The organism is Paraburkholderia elongata (assembly GCF_013177735.1).
Classification (GTDB): domain Bacteria; phylum Pseudomonadota; class Gammaproteobacteria; order Burkholderiales; family Burkholderiaceae; genus Paraburkholderia; species Paraburkholderia elongata.
Map to the genome: position 1 here is coordinate 1 of NZ_WOEZ01000109.1, position 18715 is coordinate 18715.

Genomic DNA, 18715 nt, shown 5'->3' on the forward strand with positions numbered 1-18715 from the left:
ACCTCGGGCTTTGTCCCCAACGCTCACCACCACGGCTCTTTACCGCAGCAGCTTGGGGTGGTTTGGAGCCCGCGCCTGAACGCCGACTCCGAGGGGCCTACCCTCATCTCTCATGCAGCTTGTACACAGTCCGTCAGTTCAGCGCGAACCTCCTTTCCGTGTGCCTGCGGCACACGCTTGATGGCCCAGCGGTGCACAGTCGAATGATCGACCGAAACGCCGCGCTCAGCCATCATGTCTTCAAGGTGTCGCAGGCTCAGCGGATAAGCCACGTACCAGCGCACGCAAGTCAGGATCACCTCGAGCGGATAATGCAGGCGTTTGAGCACTCGGGCCACCGCCGGATTCAACGTCTTCATCGAGCTTTCAGTCGTTCGTGTCGTTCCGCACATCATAGCGGACCGCCTTACTGCAACAGAACCAACCGGATCGCCGATCGAAAACTCACGCTCGATGGCAAGTAATCTCTGAGGCACAGCAACGAACCGCACAATCGCCTCCGACAGCGTCGGTGAGATAAGGCCGTGGTTGGCGACAACATACGGCAACATGCGCTGCCAGTTCTCAATCCAGACCCGTGCGGCGGCCAGCTCAGCCGGGCCGACTCGACGGATGGATAACGCATTGCCATCAAGCGGACGGTGAGAGTTCGTAGCCTCGCTCACGCTGTTAATATCACAATCTGTCAGGATTGCCAATTCATCATGGTCAACGTAACGAACCAGAAAATCCGCGAGACGTGGGCGCCCCTCTATCTGTATGTAACCGGGACGCTCGCAGAAAGCGACCACCGCCGGATCCGTCTCGAGGAGCACCCACAATTCAAGCAGGAAACGTCGACAGAACGTAATCCGGCGCTGCAGCTTGGGGCTGAACGCTTCGAACCGATGCGCGCCTCGTGGTCGCACAAGCACGATCGGCTTGACCAGCGGGAGGGACGATTCCATGAGATCCACGCCTTCAAGACGGGATTCGAAGTGTAGGAGGCGAATTGACGAATTTAATACGGATATATGCGAATTGACACTTTTGCGCCGCTTAGTGCGTACGCAAAAATGTCAACCTGCACGCGATTTTCCACGCCAGTGCTACGCCGGGTAGTGACAGATTTGCTTCGCTCTACGGCACTGCCGCATTGTTCAATCGGACCTTCTCCACGGCGGTCAGAACCATGAATAGATAGAAGATCACTTTGCGCCGCCAACAGTGATGTGAAGTGGGTTGGACCCGCGCGGGGAGTACCTGGAAGATCTACTGGAGTATCCGTTCCCGATAGATGAATTAGGTCCTCGCGTGCGTCTTTCATCAGGGTCCGGGCGATTGGCCCGACATGACCGTTTGTAGTATCGCAGTCCTTCACCTTCTCAAACATTGCAGGCAACGCAACAGGCAACACCAGGAACTCCATCGGACTTGTGCTGAATGGGGAAGCCCTTGTAGTAGATCTTGAGCATCACCTCCGGATGATACGAAGGCCTACCGGTCAGCGCGGGCTCGACACCGTCAAACCCGAGCTTCTGAAGATCGAGTTCGTCCACAAAGACGTCCACCACGCGCACAGGATTGGTGTCCGTCACGTAGTCATCGAGCGCTTCGGGAAGCAGAAAGCTTTGCGTACGATTATCGCCTTGAACGAACCGCTTCATCTCGCTCATCCTCCGCTATCGGATGAAGAATTCTAGCGCTTCAAAAAGGCGTTTTGACACACTCTGGGCCGAACCCGGAAGTTCCTCGACGGCCGGCAATCTGCCGGTCCGCTCGCAGCATCAAATTTCCGGAGTCGACCCACACCGGTCCTACGATATATCGTTCGGGTAGACCCGCAACGGGAAGTGACTAGAGCCGTTGCCAACCGCCGCCAAGCGCCTTCAATAACAACACGCTTGCATCAAGCCGGCGTGCATCGATCTGGTCCGCGGTGCGCTGGTTTGTCAACGCGATGGTCTGGGCAGTCACTACGTCGAGATAACTCACCGCACCCGCCTGAAACCGGTTGGTCGTGAGTTTCAACGCAAGCCCGGCCGCTGCTGTCGCGCGCTGCTGGCTCGCCGCTTCGCTCTCCAGCGAGTGCAGTGCCGACATATTATCTTCGACCTGCTGGAAGGCCACGAGCACGGTCTGACGGTAATCGGCTACCGAGCCGTCGTATTGCGCATTCGCGCCCTTCAGCGTGGCATCGCGCCGGCCACCGTCGAAGAGCGTACCCACCAGTTGCGGACCGATCGACCAGAAGAGACTCGATGCGGTCAGCCAGGGCGCAAAAAACGTGCTTTCGAGGCCGGCACTTGCGGACAGCATGAGATCAGGAAAGAACGCAGCACGGGCCTCGCCAATCTGCGCGTTGGCGGCGAACACGCGCCGTTCGGCGGCGGCAATGTCGGGGCGTCGTTCGAGAAGCTGCGAGGGCAGGCTGGCCGGAATGGCCGGCACTGTGAACGATTCCACCTTTGATGGGATCGAGAAGGTCGATGCCGGTTCCCCGATCAACGTGGCGATCGCGTGCTGCAGCTGCGCGCGCTGGACATCGATATCAGTGTCCTGTGTCCGCGTGCTTTCCAGTTGGGTCGCGGCTTGTGCCACGGCGGAGGCATCGATTGCGCCGTTCTTGAGCTGGTCGTTCAGGATCCGCAATGCGTCGGCATAGGCTTTTACGGTGTCGTCGAGAAGTTTCTTCTGGGTATCGAGTGAACGCAGGTCGAAGTAATCGACGGCCAGGTCGCTCGTCATCGAAAGGCGCACAGCTTCAAGGTCGGCCTCGCTTGCCTGGGCATTCGCTTGCGCGTTGACCGTTGCGTCCTTCACGCGGCCAAAGAGGTCGGGTTCCCACGAAGCGTTCAGACCGGCTGAATAATCAGGTATGGTCTTGCCCGCAAGCGAATGGCCCTGCACGTTCTGCGATGTACGGAACCGGGTTTGCGACGCGCCGGCCGTCACGCTCGGGAAGAAACCGGCGCGCTGATAGTCGACGAGCGAGCGCGCCTGTTGTAACTGCGCGACCGCTTTCTTCACGGTCTGGTTCGAGACATCGATACGGCTTTCAAGCCGGTTCAGTTCCGGGTCGCCAAAGACGGTCCACCATGGGCCGCGCGGCTGCGTGTCCGCGGGTGCGGCGGGCGCCCACCCGGCGCCGGCGTAGTGCGCCGGAACGGCGACGTCCGGTTTCTCGTAAGCAGGCATGGTCGAGCAAGCAGCGAGCGCCGCGCTCACGCAGGCGACGAGTGCCTTGCGGGTGAAGGAAGCGGGTGACATGAACATGGTCGCGATCCTCACGAAGCGGACGAGGCTATCTGCACCGGCTCGCCGGGGCTGATAGCGTCGCCGGGATTGTCGATCACGCGATTGTTGGCGGTGAGCCCGGTCGTGACTTCCACGTGGGTGCCGAAATCCCGTCCGATGGTCACGTTCTTCAGCGCGGTCTTGCCGGTATTGTCGACAACTGCGACCGTCACGCCATTGGGCCGGAAGAGCAGTGCGCTAACCGGCAAGTCCAGCGCCGGGTGGTTGTTCTGCAAGGCCAGATGCACCTGCGCGTAGGCGCCGGGCATCAGCCCGCCGTCGCGGTTGTCGACATCGACTTCCACGTGCAACGTGCGGCTCACCGGATCGATCGCGCCCGCACTGCGCGCGACCTTTCCGGGTAACTGCCTGCCTGGATATTGCTGCACGCTCAGATAAACCGCGGTGCCCGGCGTGACGTAAGGCGCATCGTTTTGCGGCACGTCGACGAATATGCGTAACGTATCTGTCTGCTCGATATGAAAGAGTTCACCGGGCTGCGCGGCGAGGCCCGGTGAACTGCCTGCCGTGACCAATGAACCCACATTCACGTTGCGTACCGTGATCACGCCGTCGAAGGGTGCGCTCACGTTCTCGTACGAGACAAGCTCGGACAGGCGTTGCACATTGGCCTGAGCGGACTGCAGCATGGCGCGTTTTGCCCGCATGTCGCTGACCTTGGTGTCAGTGTCCTGTTGCGCGACCGACTGCGTCTTCAGCATGTCCTGCCAGCGTTGCGCGGTGACTTTGGCGTATTCGAAATTGGCCTGTGCCGTCGCTTCGTCGGCACGAGCCTGATGAAGCTGAGCATCGAGTTCCGGTGTCTGAATGATAGCCAGTGTTTGCCCGGCCCTAACCGGGGTGCCGATATCGGCATTCCAGTGCTGGATATAGCCGCTCGTGCGGGCGTAGATCGAAGCATCGGCATAGGCCGTCACGGCGCCGGGCAGCAGAAGCTCCTGGGTCGCAGGGGCGTTGCGCGGCTTGATGACGGAGACGCTCAACGCGTTTTGCGCAGCGGCTTGCGAGGTCAGCGCGGTGCTTGCGTGCAATCTCGGAACAATGCCGATGACAAGCAGCGCGGCAGCGATGGCGCCGAATGTCAGCGGCGCCACGAAGCGTCGCCGCGCGACAGGCCTGATCTCGTCAGCCGAGGTCTGTGGTTCATGCAGGTCGTTTTGATGGTCCATTTTCTAAGCTCCTTTAAAGGCAGTCACTGGATGGCCGGAGTGGCTTGCGCCGCGGCTTTTTTCAAGCGGCGCTTTTCGATCCACGCGTGGACCATGCCGAAAACGACCGGGACGAAAAGAAGGGTGGAGACCGTGCCAATCGCCAGGCCGCCGATCACTGCACGGCCGAGCGGCGCATTCTGTTCGCCGCCGTCACCGAGACCAAGCGCCATGGGCAACATGCCGATAAGCATCGCGAGCGCGGTCATCAGGACGGGACGGAAACGGCTGAAGCCGGCATCAAGCGCAGCGGTCAGCGGCGCTGAGCCGCCCTGCAACATCTCGCGCGCCGTGTTGATGACGAGAATGCTGTTGGCCGTCGCAATGCCGATGCACAGGATTGTCCCAGTCAACGCGGGAACGCTGAGCGTGGTGTGCGTGGCAAAGAGCATCCATGCGATACCCGCCAGCGACGCAGGCAAGCCGCTGATGATGATGAGCGGGTCGATCCACGACTGGAAGTTCACGACCATCAGGAGGTACACCAGCACGATGGCAAATACGAGTCCCGTCGCCAGGCCACTGAACGACTCGTTCATTGATTGCACCTGGCCGCGCAGGACGATCGAAGAGCCGGGGGGCAACTGTGCCCGCGCCTTATCGACGAGCGTGGTCACGTCGGAGGCCACGCCACCGAGGTCGCGTCCTTGCGCCGAGGCGAAGATGTCGAGCACCGGTTGCACGTTGTAGTGCGAGACCACGGCTTGCTGCGTGCCGCGCGACATCGTGCCCAGCGAGCCCAGCAGGTTTTGCGGCGCCGTCGAGCCCGCAGCTTGCGTCAGCGGCACGTTCGCGAGCGTCTGCAGCGAATGAATGTCGTATTGCGGCACTTCGGTCATCAACGGATAACTCACACCGTTCTTCGGATCGAGCCAGAAGTTCGGCGTGGTCTGCGAACTGCCCGACAGTGCGATGAGCAGGTTTTGCGCAACGTCCTTTTGCGTCAGGCCAGCCTGGATCGCTTTGGTGCGATCGACGTCCACGTTGATCGCGGGCTCGTCTCCCGGCTGCTGAATACGGGCATCGACGAGGCCGCGCACGGATCTCAGTTTCGCCAGCAGATTGTTCGCAACAACGCGGTTCTGGTCGAGCTTGTTGCCGACAATCTGGATATCGATCGGCGCGGGAAGACCGAAGTTCAGGATCTGGCTGACGATATCCGCCGGCAGGAACGCGAAGGTGGTGCCGGGGAAGGAGGCGGTCAGTACGTTGCGCAGCTTGGCGACGTAGTCCGCGGTCGGCGCATGTCCTGACTTCAGCGTGATCATGATGTCGGCGTCCGCCGTTCCAACCGGCGCCGATGAGTCATAGGTCAGGTTGATGCCGCTCACCGGAACGCCGATGTTGTCGAGCAAGGCGGCCTCTTCCGACTTTGGAATGACGGTGAGGATCTTCGCTTCGACTTCGTCTGCAATACGCGCCGTCTGCTCGATTCGGGTGCCAGTCGGTGCACGCATATGCAGGCGGATTTCACCGGTATCCACCGACGGGAAGAAATCGCGGCCTGTGAAGGGCACGAGCGCGAGCGAACCCACGCAAAGCAGCATGAAGACCAGCAGGAACCGGCGGCGATTCTCGATTGCGCGACTGAGCGTTCCCTTGTAACCGTGGCGCAGCTGTTCGAAGCGATGTTCGAACGCCATCTGGAATCGTTTCAGGAACGCGAACGGTCCACGCGACGGCTGGCCGTCCTTCGAAGGTGCCTTCATCAGATACATCGCCAGCGTCGGGATCAGCGTGCGCGAGAAGAAGTACGACGCGCACATTGCGAACACAACGGCTTCAGCCAGCGGCACAAACAGGTAACGGGCCACGCCTGAAAGCAGGAACATCGGCACGAACACAATGCAGATCGAGAGCGTTGAAACGAAGGTCGGCACCGCGATCTCACCTGATCCGTTGAGGATTGCGTCATGCAGCGGTGCGCCGTTCTCCAGATGGTGCGTGATGTTTTCGATAGCCACGGTGGCGTCGTCCACCAGGATCCCGACCGCCAGCGCCAGGCCGCCGAGGGTCATGATGTTGATGGTTTCGCCGAGCGCCGAGAGCGCGATCAGCGAGGCCAGCACCGAAAGCGGAATGGTGACAGCAATGATCAGGGTCGCGCGCCAGCTGCCGAGGAACAGCAGGATCATCAGAGCGGTAAGGCATGCGGCGATCAGGGCTTCCCGGACGACACCCGTCACGGCTGACTTCACGAATACCGACTGGTCGGCAAGCGGCGTGATGTGCAGGGCTTGGGGCAAGCCGGCGGAAATCTTCGGCAGCATGGCCTTGATTTGACTGATGATCGTCAGCGTCGACGTGCTGCCGGTCTTCTCCACAGTGAGCAGCGCGGCGCGCTTGCCTTCGCTGCGCACGATGTTGGTCTGCGGCGCATAACCGTCGCGCACCTGCGCGACGTCGCGTACATAAACCACGCCGTCTTTGACCGTCTTGATCGGCAGGTTGTTGAGCGCCGCGACGCTGTCGGTGCTGCCGTTCATCTGCACGTTGTATTCACGCGAGCCGATCTTGGCCGTGCCGCCCGGCAGGATCAGGTTCTGCACATTGACGGCGTTGACCACGTCGCTGGGCGACAAGCCCTTTGCCTCCATTGAACGCGGATCGATGTCGACCATGATCTGGCGGATCTTGCCGCCAAAGGGCAGCGGGACGGCAGCACCCTGCACAGTAGCAAGCTGTGTACGGATAAAGCTGTTGCCAAGGTCATAGAGCGTTTGCTCCGGCAACGTGTTGCTCGACAGGCCGAGTTGCAGTATAGGCACGGTCGATGCGTTATACGTAATGATGTTCGGCGGCAAGGTGCCCGGGGGCAGGATACGAAGAAGGGATTCGGCGTTCGAACCGGCTTCTGCGATAGCGCGATTGATATCGGCGCCGGGGTGAAAGAAGATCTTGATGACCGAGACGCCGTTCAGCGACTGCGATTCAATATGTTCGATATTTTCCACGTCAGAAGTGAGCGCGCGTTCGTAGTTCGACGTGATTCGCTGCGCCATGTCTTGCGCGGAGAAGCCGTTGAACGACCAGACAATGCTCACCACCGGGATATTGATATTCGGGAAAATATCCGTAGGCGTACGCATGATGGCAAGCGGTCCCATTATGAACAGCAGGATCGCTAGAACAATAAAGGTGTAAGGCCTGCTCAGCGCCAGTTTGACAATCCACATGGAAGTTCCTAGGAGATAGGCTATCTGTAATAGATTTCGCGCGGCATCAGATCGCCGCCGATGCTGAAGTGTTCGAGCGAACGTTGGGCCTGCGCGCCCCACAGCTTGTCGGCGGGAACATTGACAACACCCGTGCTGTCCGTTTCCTTGCGGAAGCCGACCGCCGGCGCGACGGCGGTCGCTGCGTTCACATCCGATGACTGAATTACATCAACAGGCCATTACCCGAGGGTTTCAAACACGAGCGTGTTCGGTTGCAAATGAAATGATTCGATCGCGCTTGCGCGGAATGCAATCGTCTCAATTGATCTAGCGTCATCAATCGGGAGCTTCAGTCGCCGGGAAATCGGAAGAAGGTTGTTTGCGAAAGCTATGGTTGCTTGGTACTGTCAAAGTATCGGTTGACAAGCGGCCGAACATGAATGATTTGAGGAAACCTAATTTAAGCTGCAAGGCGCCCCAGCATTGGAGCGCACGTCACGCTTTCCCAAGCCTCGAAGGCCTGGGTGCGTAGCGCCACTCACGCCTGGTCGCCGCTCCGCAGTGCGTTCTGTGCTCGCGTCATCCAGTCGCTATAATATGCAATCCGTCATGGCGATCAATCCGATCACTAGTCTGCCGCACATGGCGGCACGACCGTGCAGCGTTCCCGCTTTGCAACGAGGCTTAAAGTGATAAGCGAGTCTAATCTTCCACATGTACTTGCAGTAGACGACGATCCAGCCATTCGCAATCTCATCTTCGAGTATCTGTCGGACAACGACCTGAGGGTAACCGTCGCCGCCGACGGTGAGGAAATGACTGCGGCGCTGGAGGAATACGCGATCGACCTGGTCGTGCTCGACCTGCGGATGCCGGGCGAGGACGGAATGAAAATCGCCCGCCGACTCCGTGAGCAGTCGTCGCTGCCGATCATCGTCGTGTCCGGGCGGCTCGACGAAGCCGACCGCGTGATGGCGCTCGAGTTCGGCGCCGACGACTACCTCACCAAACCCTTCAGCCCGCGCGAGTTACTTGCGCGCATCCGCACCGTGTTGCGCCGGACAGCGGCCACGCAATCGCTGACGGGCCGTCAAGTCGACGCGCGCGCGTATCGCTTCGCGGGATGGGAGCTCAATATCGGCACGCGCCGGCTGACGTCGCCGGACGGAAAGCGAGTCGAGCTCACCAACGGCGAATTCTGCCTGCTCAACGCGTTTCTCGCTTCCCCGGGGCGAATTCTGACGCGCGAGCAGCTTCTCGAAGCGAGCCGTCTTTACGACGACGTATACGACCGGTCAATTGACGTCCAGATCCTCCGGCTGCGCCGCAAAATTGAAGAGGACCCATCGCACCCCGCCTACATCAAGACCGAACGCGGCGCCGGCTACATCTTCGCGGTGAGCGTCGACAAACTTAGCGCTGCGGCCTCATAAGCGCCGTTCGGCCGCTACAAGTCCTGGGGTTTGCGCGTGCTGCCGGTTCAACGTTCATATGAATTACGACGCCACTCATACGCGCCCGCATCCGTCAGCCGGCTCCACGCGCGACCGGAATGACCGTTAGCGACCGGATCCCCTGTGCGCCGCGAATCAGCACGCCCTCGATGTCGGCGGTCGCCGAAGGTCCGCTCATCAGCACCGCGTAGTTCGCAGCGAAGAATTCGGACCGGTGATAAGCGTGGTGCAGATTACCGACAATGTCGGACGGATCGACCAACGCAACGAGATGCTGCGACAGATAGCCAAGCGCATTGACCTGATACTGCATTTCGCTGAGCCAGATCGACCCGGTCTCGGCGACCGCGAACCGCGGCCGCACGATACCGACATCGACATCGTTCAGTTCGTGTGGGTCACGGACCTCTTCGATGCGTCGCGTACCAGCCACTTCGGGCACGGCCGAGCAGATCACTTTCGCGTCCGGAAAGCGTGCGTGGATCTGGGCGTCGAGATCACCGTCCACGGACCTGTCCGCCCAGATTCCCCCCATACCGGCGAACGTTTCCTTGAATTTTTCCAGTGCCGGCGGCAGGCCGGCGTCGAACATGGGCACGTCGGGTAGCGTGGCCGGCGTGCGCTGCGCGCCGCGCAGACTTGAGAGAATAGCGTTTCGGCTGCTCATTTTGCTTTCCTGTTTTTCAGGTACCAGTCGCGGAAGGTTTGCTCGGGCGCGTCCGGCACTTCCCGTTGCTTGCCCCACGCATTGAAGGGGTTGTAGATGAAGGCACGCGGCAACTTAGCGACGGCGGTGTCCGCAGCCTTGATCGCGGCGCGATACAGCTTCGGCTCGGACAGCACCTTGCCAGCTACCTTCATCGCCTGCGTCTTCACGAACGGCAGCTCGTGCTTCTCGGCGACGATCTGGCGCCACTTGTAGATCTGTTCGTGGATGTTGATCTTGACCGGGCAGACGTTCGTGCAGCTACCGTTCATCGTCGAAGCAAACGGCAACGCGCTGTATTTCTTCAGATCGAAGGTCGGATTGATGATCGCGCCGATCGGGCCCGAGTAGACGCCCCCGTAACTCAAACCGCTGCTGCGCCGATAGACCGGACACGTATTCATGCAGGCGCCGCAGCGGATGCACTTCAGCGAATACCAGAAGTCGTCCATCGCGAGCCGTGCTGAACGGCCGTTGTCGACCAGCACGAAGTGCATTTCGCCGCCTTTGCGCGGGGCACGGAAATGCGACGTGTACTGCGTGATCGGTGAGCCGAGCGCGCTGCGCGACAGCATGCGAACGAATACGCCGAGATGCTCGAGTTTCGGAATCACCTTCTCGATGCCGATCGATGCAATGTGCAACGGTGGCACGTTTGCACTGAGATCGGCATTGCCCTCGTTCGTACATACGGTGATACCACCGGTTTCCGCGACCGCGAAATTGCAGCCGGTCATCCCGGCTTCGGCGTTCAGGATCAGCGGCCGGGTCGCGTCGCGCTGCGCTTGCGCGAGGTAATGCACGTCGTTGTTGTCCGGATCGGTCCCAAGGGTTTTAGCAAACACTCGGGAGACGTCGGATGCGAGCTTGTGAACCGCCGGCACGACAATATGTGCGGGGCGCTGGTGATCGAGCTGCTGGATCCGTTCGCCCAGGTCAGTTTCGACGACCGCGATGCCGCGCGGTTCGAGGTACTCGCGCATTCCGCATTCCTCGGTAAGCATCGACTTGCTCTTGACGAGCGTCTTTGCACCGTGACTATCGAGAATCTCGTGCACGATGCGGTTGTGTTCTTCCGCATCTTTCGCCCAATGCACGATCACACCGTTCTTCGTCGCGTTGTGCTCGAATTCTTCGAGGTAGTCGGCGAGGTGCGTCAGCGTATGCTCCTTGATCCCCGATGCCAGCGAGCGCAATTGTTCCCATTCTTCGATGCCGTGCGCGGCCTCGTCGCGCAAGGTCCGCAGAGCCCACAGGCGTTTGTCGTGGAACTCGATGTGCTTTTCGTCGGCGATAAATTCGCGCGACGCCTTGACGTGATCGACACGTTTCATGAGCGGGCTCCATTGAGAATCTGGGCGATATGGATAAACTTCAGATCGAGGCCAAGCCGTTCCGAGCAGCCTTTCTGGTGCATCAGGCACGACGAATCGGCGGATACGATGTATTCGGCGCCGGCCTGCTTGTGATCGCGCACCTTGTCGTAGCCCATCCGTGCAGAGACGGGTTCCTCAGTCACGCAGAACGTGCCGCCGAATCCGCAGCATTCGTCAGGCCGGGCGGGCGTAACGAATTCGATTCCCTTGACCTTGTTCAGCAGCGAAAGCGGTTTCGAGAAAAACGGCTCGTTAATCTCTGACATCTTCGCGGTGCGTAGCGATCGCAGCGTTCCGCAACTATTATGCAGCCCGACCTTATGCGGAAACTCGGCCCAGGGAAGCGCGTCGACCTTCAACACGTCGTGCAGGAATTCGACCAGCTCGTAAGTGTTGGCTCGCACCGCGCGACTTTCCGGGGTCTGTTCGATTGCCGTGAAATGATCGCGCACGTGGTGCACGCAGCTGCCGCTCGGCGCAACGATGTAGTCGTAACCGACGAAATTCTCGACGAACAGCGCTTCCGTGGCAGCGGCGTCTTTCTCGCAACCGCTATTGCCCATGGGTTGTCCGCAGCAGGTCTGTTCGAGCGGAAAGTCGACATCGCAACCAAATCGCTCGAGAAGCTCGAGTGTTGCGACGCCGACGTCCGGAAAGAAGGCGTCGATGAAACAGGGAACGAACAAGGCGACTTTCATGGTGTCTCCGGCGGCAAGGATTAGTTCCAACGGGACGAACCTGCCGCGAGCGCGGCATGGAACGCATCGAGATGGGCGAGAAGCTGTGGCACCGCGAGTGCGAGTGCGTTCCAGATCAGGAACGTTTGCTCAGATGACGATGCCGCGGCGGCATTGAGCGTCACTAGCGCGGCGCGAAGCAGCCGGGCAAACCAGCGGGCCGGCGAGCTTGACGGTGTCGCGCCGCGACGGCGTACGCGGGTTACAACGGAAAGAAGCGGCTGCATCTCGATACCTCATGGCAAGTTCGTCTTGCAATGAAGTTTCTCGCTCCCCGATTGCGGACAGGTTGCAAACCGCGCGCCTTGCGCTACATCCGTAATCTGGCTGCCCGGGTCGCATACATGAACGACCGTTCGTTCCGACGCGTAACCCGAAGCGCGCACCATACACAGAGCGTCCATGCCGTTCACACGCAGCTTCATTCGGAATTCCTCATAAACTACCTGTTGGGTGATCGAGTGACATGGCGGTACGCTCGCCTGGTTGCTTGCATGCCCAATTCCGCGAACACCGGCGCGTTTCGCGCCCCGCGCTAGCGTCAGTAGTGACCCGAAGTCAGATCGACCTTGCCTTTGAATACGCTATAGCTGCAGATCGTGTAGATCAGCATCAAAGGGAATACGAACAGGCCCTCCCCCAGAACATGAAAGCGAGGCTTGCATGCGGGCTCGCTGCCTGTGCAACGGTGAGCGAGAAAGGGATCATGTACGGCCAGAACGAGATCGCAAACGTCGCGTACGCACAGATGAACAGCAGCACGATCATCAGAAACGGCTGGTTGTCGCGCCTTCGCCTGACACCGGTCAGGGTCCCGCCGATTGCAAAGAGCGCGACCAGCGGCACGATGAAAAGATAAGGACGGTCGAGCCAGCGGTGCATGATCGCGAGGCTTTCATGCAGTGCAAACGAGCAGCATGATGAGACCGCACCCCACCATGACCCGGAATGCAAAGAACGGAATGACGATCGGCGGACGCTCGCTGCGTGCGAAGTCAGTGAGACCGACCTCCTTCGAATCGAGCGTCATCGACGCAATCAGACTGCCCAGCACCGGCACCGAAATCGCATAGTCGTTCTTTTCATGGGCTGAGTCGGGCCACGCAAGCAGGACTTCGGATGCGGGTTGTTCGTCGTGCCAGCGCGCCTCGATCGTCGCAAACTTGATGGGCTGATAGCGGTGCACATAGTCGCCGACCAGATGTCCGAATAGCAGTTGAACCGGCACGAGGATCGCCGCGAGCAGAAGACCCATGCGCAGCATGATGCGTGCTTCGGCGGGACACATCCTGCGCAGCGTGTACCACGCACCGGTCGCGGCCACACAAAACGCTCCAGTAACGTAAGCCGCCAGCAACATATGAGGAAACCGCACCCAGACGACCGGACTGAAGATGATCTTCAACCAGTCGTCCGGCACGTAGACGCCACCCTGGATGATGTAGCCCACCGGATACTGCATCCAGTTGTTGTTCACCATGATCCAGAACGCCGAGAGCGTTGTGCCGAGCGCCACCATCGCGGTGGAAAACAGGTAGAAGCCCGGCGGTACGCAGGCCGCCCGGTGATCAGGTGCAGGGCGTCGAGTACCGTCAGCCACGCCGCCAGTCCGATCGTGAACGATGGGAAGATGATGTGGAACGATACGGTGAAGGCGAATTGCAGTCGCGACAGCATGAGTGCGGTGGTGTCCATCTCACTCCCCTAGCGCCACAGGTTGGTTTGCGCGAGATCGATCACCTGGTCCGCTTGTCCGTTCAGGATTGCCTTGACCATATAAAGCGAGAACCCTTTTGCCATTTCGAGGTTGACCGCGGGGGGCATCGCCAGCTCCATCCGGTTCACGACCGCGTCGATCAGCACCGGACCGTCGTGGGCGAACGCCGCGGCAATGCCGGGCTCGACATCGTCTGGCTTTTCAAGGCGGATACCGCGGATTCCGACCGCTTCGGCCATCGCGGCGAAATTCGGGTTATTCAGCTCAGTGCCGATCGGCACGAACGAGGTGGACTTCTGTTCGAGTTCGATGAAGCCAAGCGCACCGTTGTTGAAGACCACTACTTTGACCGGCAGCCCCAGTTGCGCAAGGCTCAGGAAATCGCCCATCAACATCGCGAAGCCACCGTCGCCCGACATGGAGATCACCTGGCGGTCGGGAAAGGCAGCCTGTGCGCCGATCGCCTGCGCCATTGCGTTGGCCATCGAGCCGTGCCAGAACGATCCCATCAGCCGGCGCTTACCGTTCATCGCGAGGTAGCGTGCGCCCCATACCGTCGGAAGACCAACGTCGCAGGTAAACACGGCGTCTTCCGAAGCGTGGTCGCTGATCGCCTTCGCGACTTGCTGCGGATGGATCAGCGACTTCCTGGCACCGGCTTGCGCCAGCGCGTCGAGATCCTTGCGCGCCTTCCGGTAATGCTGCTGCGCTTGCGTGAGATGCGCGGCGTCGGTTTTCTCCTGCAGTTTCGGCATGAGCGCCGTGAGCGTCGCCGTCACGTCGCCGACAATGCCCAGATCGATCGGCGTGCGGCGCCCGAGATTACCAGGGCGAATGTCGATCTGGACGATGCGGGTGCCGGTCTTGCGGGGATAGAACTGGCTATACGGAAAGTCCGTTCCCAGCATCAGCAGCAGATCGCAATCGAGCATCGCGTAGTAGCCCGATGAGAATCCGATCAGGCCGGTCATGCCCACGTCGTACGGGTTGTCCCATTCAACGTGCTCCTTGCCGCGCAACGCATGGACGATCGGCGCTTTCAGCCGCTCGGCCAGCGCCACCACTTCATCGTGCGCGCCCGCACAACCCGAACCGCACAGCATGGTCACGCGTCCCTGCCCGTTGAGAATCGCGGCCAGCCGGTCGAGATCGGCTTCGGCCGGCGTTACGACCGCCTGCGGCGGCAACAGGCCCGCTGGCGAGGGCTGCGGCGCGTCCACCGCCTGCTGCAACGCGACGTCGCCAGGGATCACGACCACCGCCACGCCGCGCTTGCCGGTCGCCTCGCGGATCGCAATTTCCAGCGTACGCGGCATCTGGTTGGCGCTCGAGATCAGTTCGCAGTAGTGGCTGCACTCCTTGAACAACGACTCCGGATGGGTTTCCTGAAAGTAGCCGCTGCCGATTTCCCGCGACGGGATATGCGCAGCGATCGCCAGCACCGGAACTCCGGAACGATGACAGTCGAACAGGCCATTGATCAGATGAAGGTTGCCCGGGCCGCAACTGCCGGCGCAGACAGTGAGCGAACCCGTCAGGTGCGCTTCGGCGCCCGCGGCGAACGCGGCCACTTCTTCGTGCCGCACATGGATCCACTCGATCCCTCCGTGGCGGCGGATTGCGTCGGTCAAGCCGTTGAGGCTATCGCCGACGATGCCGTACACCCGCTTGACGCCTGCTGCCACCAGTACCTCGACAAACTGCTCCGCTACGGTCATTGACATTGCAATTCTCCAGTAAATAAAGATTGACTGACGGCCCGGACGTGCCCGTCTCGACGTCAGATCGCAACGGAAGATCGTCGGGTCGTGTTACGAATCCGTCCGGGGACGGTCCAAGACCAGCTTGTTATGCTTCTATGTCTTTTTTTCTTATAGAGTCGGCCCACAGGCGCACCAGGCATGCCTTCATGCGGCGCGACTGAAATTCAGTTCATCAGTTAGCATAACGAATAATCTCAAGTGCCGAAGGTTCATGACTGACAATACCTGTGGTTCTGGTGAAACCCGGAAGAACGCACCAGAACACGTTCCTCGCTTCTCAAATCAATAAACTGAAATCACCACGTCGCAGACTGCCGGCGTAGCTCCCCGGTCCGGGGCCGATCACACATCATCCGGCCCCTTCGTTGTCCCGCTGCGAAAACGCACGGCTCATCGCCCACGCAAGATCGGCTTGCCGAAGCGGCTTGCGCAGCACATCGGCGATGCCGGCCGCTTTCGCGTCGCGTTCCAGGGCGACACTGCTATACCCACTGGCAAGAATCACCGGAACGTCAGGGCGAGCCGCGCGAATACGTGTGGCCAGTTCGAGTCCCGTGATACCCGGCATGGTCTGATCGGTGATCACCGCATCGAAGCGCTGGGGATTCGCGTCGAACGCCTGCCATGCCGCCTCGCTCGAAACGAAACCGACCGGTTCGTAACCAAGCTCCGCAAGCACTTCTTCGCCGAGCGCAACGAGCGCCTCCTCGTCATCGACGAGCAGCACCGTCTGCCCGCCGCCATGCGGCAACGCCGCTTCGCGTTGGCTGACCGATACGGCCACATCGTCGATCACCGGCAGATAGACCTCGAAATGCGTGCCCTGACCGACGACACTTTGCACGTCCACAGCACCGCTGTATTCCCGCACGATGCCCTCGACGAGCGAGAGACCCAACCCCGTACCCTCACCGGCTTTGCGCGTGGTGAAGAAAGGATTGAAGATGCGCTCCAGCAGATCGGGCGGGATGCCGACGCCGGTGTCGTGCACCGTGAGACGCACGAACTCGCCCGAACCGGTCGCGCCATGCGACAGCGAGCGTGGCGTATCGAGGTGCTCCAGCGTCAGTTCGACGCGGAGCGTGCCGCCGCCCGGCATCGCGTGAACCGCATTGCTGCACAGGTTCATGACGACCTGATGCATATGCGCAGGATCGCCAGCTACGAACGCATCCCGCGCATCGAGTCGAACCTCGAGTTGAATGGTTTCCGGCAATCGCACCTTCAATAGCTCAATGGTTTCCATGACCACCGGTTGGAGATGAACCGGCACCCGGGTCGTGATTCCGCTGCGGCTGAAGGTCAAAATGCGCTCGACGAGCGACCGTGCGCGATCGCCGGCATTCAGCACCTGCTCGATATAGCGCCGCTCCTGCGTGCCCTCCCCGACAGCATCCAGGGCGCGCTCTCCATAGCCGAGTATCGCGCCGAGGATGTTGTTGAAATCGTGAGCGATGCCGCCTGCGAACGTGCCGAGCGCTTCGAGTTTCTGTGACTGCCGGAGCTGACTTTCCAGCTGGCGGCGCGCCGCTTCGTCCTCGCGGCGTTGCGTCACATCTTCGACGGTGGCGACGAGCACGTCCTCGAGTAGCAGCGACGCCCGATCAGACGATTCCGTCGACACTGTGACGCGGGCTATGTTCATGTTGGTCCAGACCACACGGCCGTCGTGATGCCGATAGCGCTTCTCGAAACGCACACTGTCGTGTTCGCCGCGCAGCAGCTGGTCGATGTGCCGTCGCGTCAGTTCGATGTCGTCGGGATACGTAATATCCACGGCTCTCAATTCTGCGAGTTCAGCCATCGAATAACCGACCATTCGCTGGAATGCGGGGTTGGCGGCCAGATAGTAATCGTGAGGTCGCAGCAGCAGGATGCCCACCGGCGCGTTATCGAATACCGCGCGCCAGTGCTGCTGGCTCGACTGCAAGCGCCGGTTGACCTGCCTCAGGGTTCGTAGCTGTCTGACAAGCGCGATCGCGAGCACCACGACGAACAGCGACAGCGCAGCGGCGCCGACCAGCTCATCGATTGTCGACGTGCGCCACGTCGCGAGTGCAACGGCTTCGTCGCGCGTGGCTTCGACCTTAAGCGGAAACCCAGGCACCGGTTTTTGCACCGAAAGGATGCGCTTTGACGGCAGGTCCGCCGGACGGTTCTCTAACACCACGACGGGTGCTCCGTCCGTGCGCCGCAGGCGGATCGCGGTGCCGGGACCGAGATCGACCTGTTCGTAGAACTTGCGGAAATACTCGTTCTCGATGAGCGCGAGGACGATGCCTCTGAAGTGCCCCTGTGCATCTTCGAGCCGCCGCGCAACTGCGAACGTCGGTTTTCCGTCTGCGAGGCTCACGATGGGCTCGCTGATCACCTGTGCGTTACCCGTCGCACGCTGCAGTTGCTGGAAGTACGTGCGGCCCGCGACGTTCACCGGTTTCATCGCTGCGAATGTAGTCGCAACCCGGTTGCCGGCCGCATCGAAAATCTCGAGTTGGCGGATTTGCGGCACGCCGTCGATCTCCTGGCGAAGGAACATGCGGACGTCGTCGGTCGATGTCTGCGTGCGTCTCGGGTCGAGTGCCCACACGGACGTGCGGCCCAGAATGAATTCGACACCCTGCAGCGAACGAGCAGCCTGCTCCGCGAGCGCGCTCACGAGACTCGACAGCTCGCGATCGTTGTACTCGAGCGTGAGCCGGCGGGACCGCATGATGTCGGCCGCCGCGCCGATCCACAGCAAGACGATCAGCAGACCGCCACCAAGCGCGATGAGCCAGTATCTGGTGGGCCACGCGAAGCTGCGTCTCACCCGTTCCGTATCGATCATGTCGAATCTCTTCACTGAGGGTTCAGTCATTCGAAAGCGGCTCGAGCAACGCCTTGACTGAAGCGACGAGGTCGTTACAATCGAACGGCTTTGCGAGCGCACGGTCCACGCCGAGCTGCCGGATCACCGCGTCGGCCGTTGCTGCACCGGCCCCGAAGTAGCCCGAAATCGCGACGATCAACGCCGCCGGAAAGCGCACACGCAACGCGTCGATGGTCTTCATCGAACTGTGTCTGGGCTCGTTCAGATCTACGACGATGACCTTCGCGGAGACCGTTTCGTGAAGGTGTTGCGCGCGTTGTCCCGTGCACTCGCAGACGCGATATCCGGCGTCCCGCAGCGACAGTGCAACCAGGTCGCGCATGAACGGATCGTCTTCGATGATGAGAATATCTGTTTTGGTTTCCATAGTCCAAATACCGCTTTTCAACGCATTACCAAGGGTCCGGGGGAGTCTGCCGCAGGCACCCCT

Annotated in this window: 14 protein-coding genes and 3 pseudogenes; 1 reads left to right on the forward strand and 16 read right to left on the reverse strand. The window is 60.6% G+C overall.

Going from position 1 to position 18715, the window contains the following annotated elements; genetic code table 11:
• Positions 1 to 167: 167 nt before the first annotated feature.
• From GNZ13_RS51580 to fumC, 6 genes and pseudogenes are all read right to left on the reverse strand, one after another.
• Positions 168 to 359, reverse strand: a pseudogene (locus GNZ13_RS51580) (IS6 family transposase); the annotation flags it as partial.
• A 1068-nt stretch (positions 360 to 1427) separates the two neighbouring features.
• Positions 1428 to 1646: pseudogene (locus GNZ13_RS20600) on the reverse strand (IS5/IS1182 family transposase); the annotation flags it as partial.
• Between the two features lie 190 nt (positions 1647 to 1836).
• Entirely contained in the window at positions 1837 to 3255 is a 1419-nt protein-coding gene (locus GNZ13_RS20605) for an efflux transporter outer membrane subunit (protein WP_172167626.1), read from the reverse strand.
• An 11-nt stretch (positions 3256 to 3266) separates the two neighbouring features.
• Entirely contained in the window at positions 3267 to 4466 is a 1200-nt protein-coding gene (locus tag GNZ13_RS20610; RefSeq protein ID WP_172167628.1) for an efflux RND transporter periplasmic adaptor subunit, read from the reverse strand.
• Positions 4467 to 4489: 23 nt separating this feature from the next.
• Positions 4490 to 7681, reverse strand: coding sequence for an efflux RND transporter permease subunit (locus GNZ13_RS20615; RefSeq protein ID WP_172167630.1), 3192 nt, complete (start codon positions 7679 to 7681; stop codon positions 4490 to 4492).
• Between the two features lie 32 nt (positions 7682 to 7713).
• Positions 7714 to 7872: pseudogene (gene fumC / locus GNZ13_RS20620) on the reverse strand (class II fumarate hydratase); the annotation flags it as partial.
• A gap of 483 nt (positions 7873 to 8355) precedes the next feature.
• Between fumC and GNZ13_RS20625 the strand changes: the two are divergent.
• Complete coding sequence (locus GNZ13_RS20625; RefSeq protein WP_172167705.1) at positions 8356 to 9096, forward strand: response regulator; 741 nt, start codon at positions 8356 to 8358, stop codon at positions 9094 to 9096.
• A gap of 94 nt (positions 9097 to 9190) precedes the next feature.
• On the opposite strand, the gene GNZ13_RS20630 is transcribed toward GNZ13_RS20625, so the two are convergent.
• The 10 genes from GNZ13_RS20630 to GNZ13_RS20670 all read right to left on the reverse strand — a co-directional run bounded on the left by GNZ13_RS20630 (position 9191) and on the right by GNZ13_RS20670 (position 18652).
• Positions 9191 to 9784, reverse strand: coding sequence for a LutC/YkgG family protein (locus GNZ13_RS20630; protein WP_172167632.1), 594 nt, complete (start codon positions 9782 to 9784; stop codon positions 9191 to 9193).
• Positions 9781 to 11157, reverse strand: a complete 1377-nt coding sequence (locus GNZ13_RS20635; protein WP_172167633.1) for a lactate utilization protein B — start codon at positions 11155 to 11157, stop codon at positions 9781 to 9783. Before GNZ13_RS20635 ends, GNZ13_RS20630 begins: the two co-directional genes overlap by 4 nt.
• The gene (locus GNZ13_RS20640) at positions 11154 to 11897 is read right to left on the reverse strand and encodes a (Fe-S)-binding protein (protein WP_172167635.1); all 744 of its coding nucleotides are present in this window, start codon (positions 11895 to 11897) and stop codon (positions 11154 to 11156) included. The genes GNZ13_RS20635 and GNZ13_RS20640 overlap by 4 nt, the downstream gene beginning before the upstream one ends.
• Positions 11898 to 11917: 20 nt before the next feature.
• On the reverse strand, positions 11918 to 12163 hold the full coding sequence (locus GNZ13_RS20645) for a hypothetical protein (RefSeq protein ID WP_172167636.1): 246 nt from the start codon (positions 12161 to 12163) through the stop codon (positions 11918 to 11920).
• A gap of 385 nt (positions 12164 to 12548) precedes the next feature.
• Positions 12549 to 12890: a cytochrome d ubiquinol oxidase subunit II gene (locus tag GNZ13_RS20650; RefSeq protein ID WP_172167638.1), complete on the reverse strand. Its 342-nt coding sequence runs from the start codon at positions 12888 to 12890 to the stop codon at positions 12549 to 12551.
• Entirely contained in the window at positions 12832 to 13455 is a 624-nt protein-coding gene (locus GNZ13_RS20655; protein WP_328807262.1) for a cytochrome ubiquinol oxidase subunit I, read from the reverse strand. Before GNZ13_RS20655 ends, GNZ13_RS20650 begins: the two co-directional genes overlap by 59 nt.
• Positions 13410 to 13631: a cytochrome ubiquinol oxidase subunit I gene (locus tag GNZ13_RS52480; protein ID WP_328807263.1), complete on the reverse strand. Its 222-nt coding sequence runs from the start codon at positions 13629 to 13631 to the stop codon at positions 13410 to 13412. Before GNZ13_RS52480 ends, GNZ13_RS20655 begins: the two co-directional genes overlap by 46 nt.
• A 9-nt stretch (positions 13632 to 13640) precedes the next feature.
• A complete protein-coding gene (poxB, locus tag GNZ13_RS20660) occupies positions 13641 to 15377 on the reverse strand; it encodes a ubiquinone-dependent pyruvate dehydrogenase (RefSeq protein WP_172167639.1) in 1737 nt (578 codons plus the stop codon).
• 388 nt (positions 15378 to 15765) lie between these two features.
• Positions 15766 to 18273, reverse strand: a complete 2508-nt coding sequence (locus tag GNZ13_RS20665) for an ATP-binding protein (protein WP_172167641.1) — start codon at positions 18271 to 18273, stop codon at positions 15766 to 15768.
• The gene (locus GNZ13_RS20670) at positions 18266 to 18652 is read right to left on the reverse strand and encodes a response regulator (protein WP_172167642.1); all 387 of its coding nucleotides are present in this window, start codon (positions 18650 to 18652) and stop codon (positions 18266 to 18268) included. The genes GNZ13_RS20665 and GNZ13_RS20670 overlap by 8 nt, the downstream gene beginning before the upstream one ends.
• Positions 18653 to 18715: the final 63 nt, after the last annotated feature.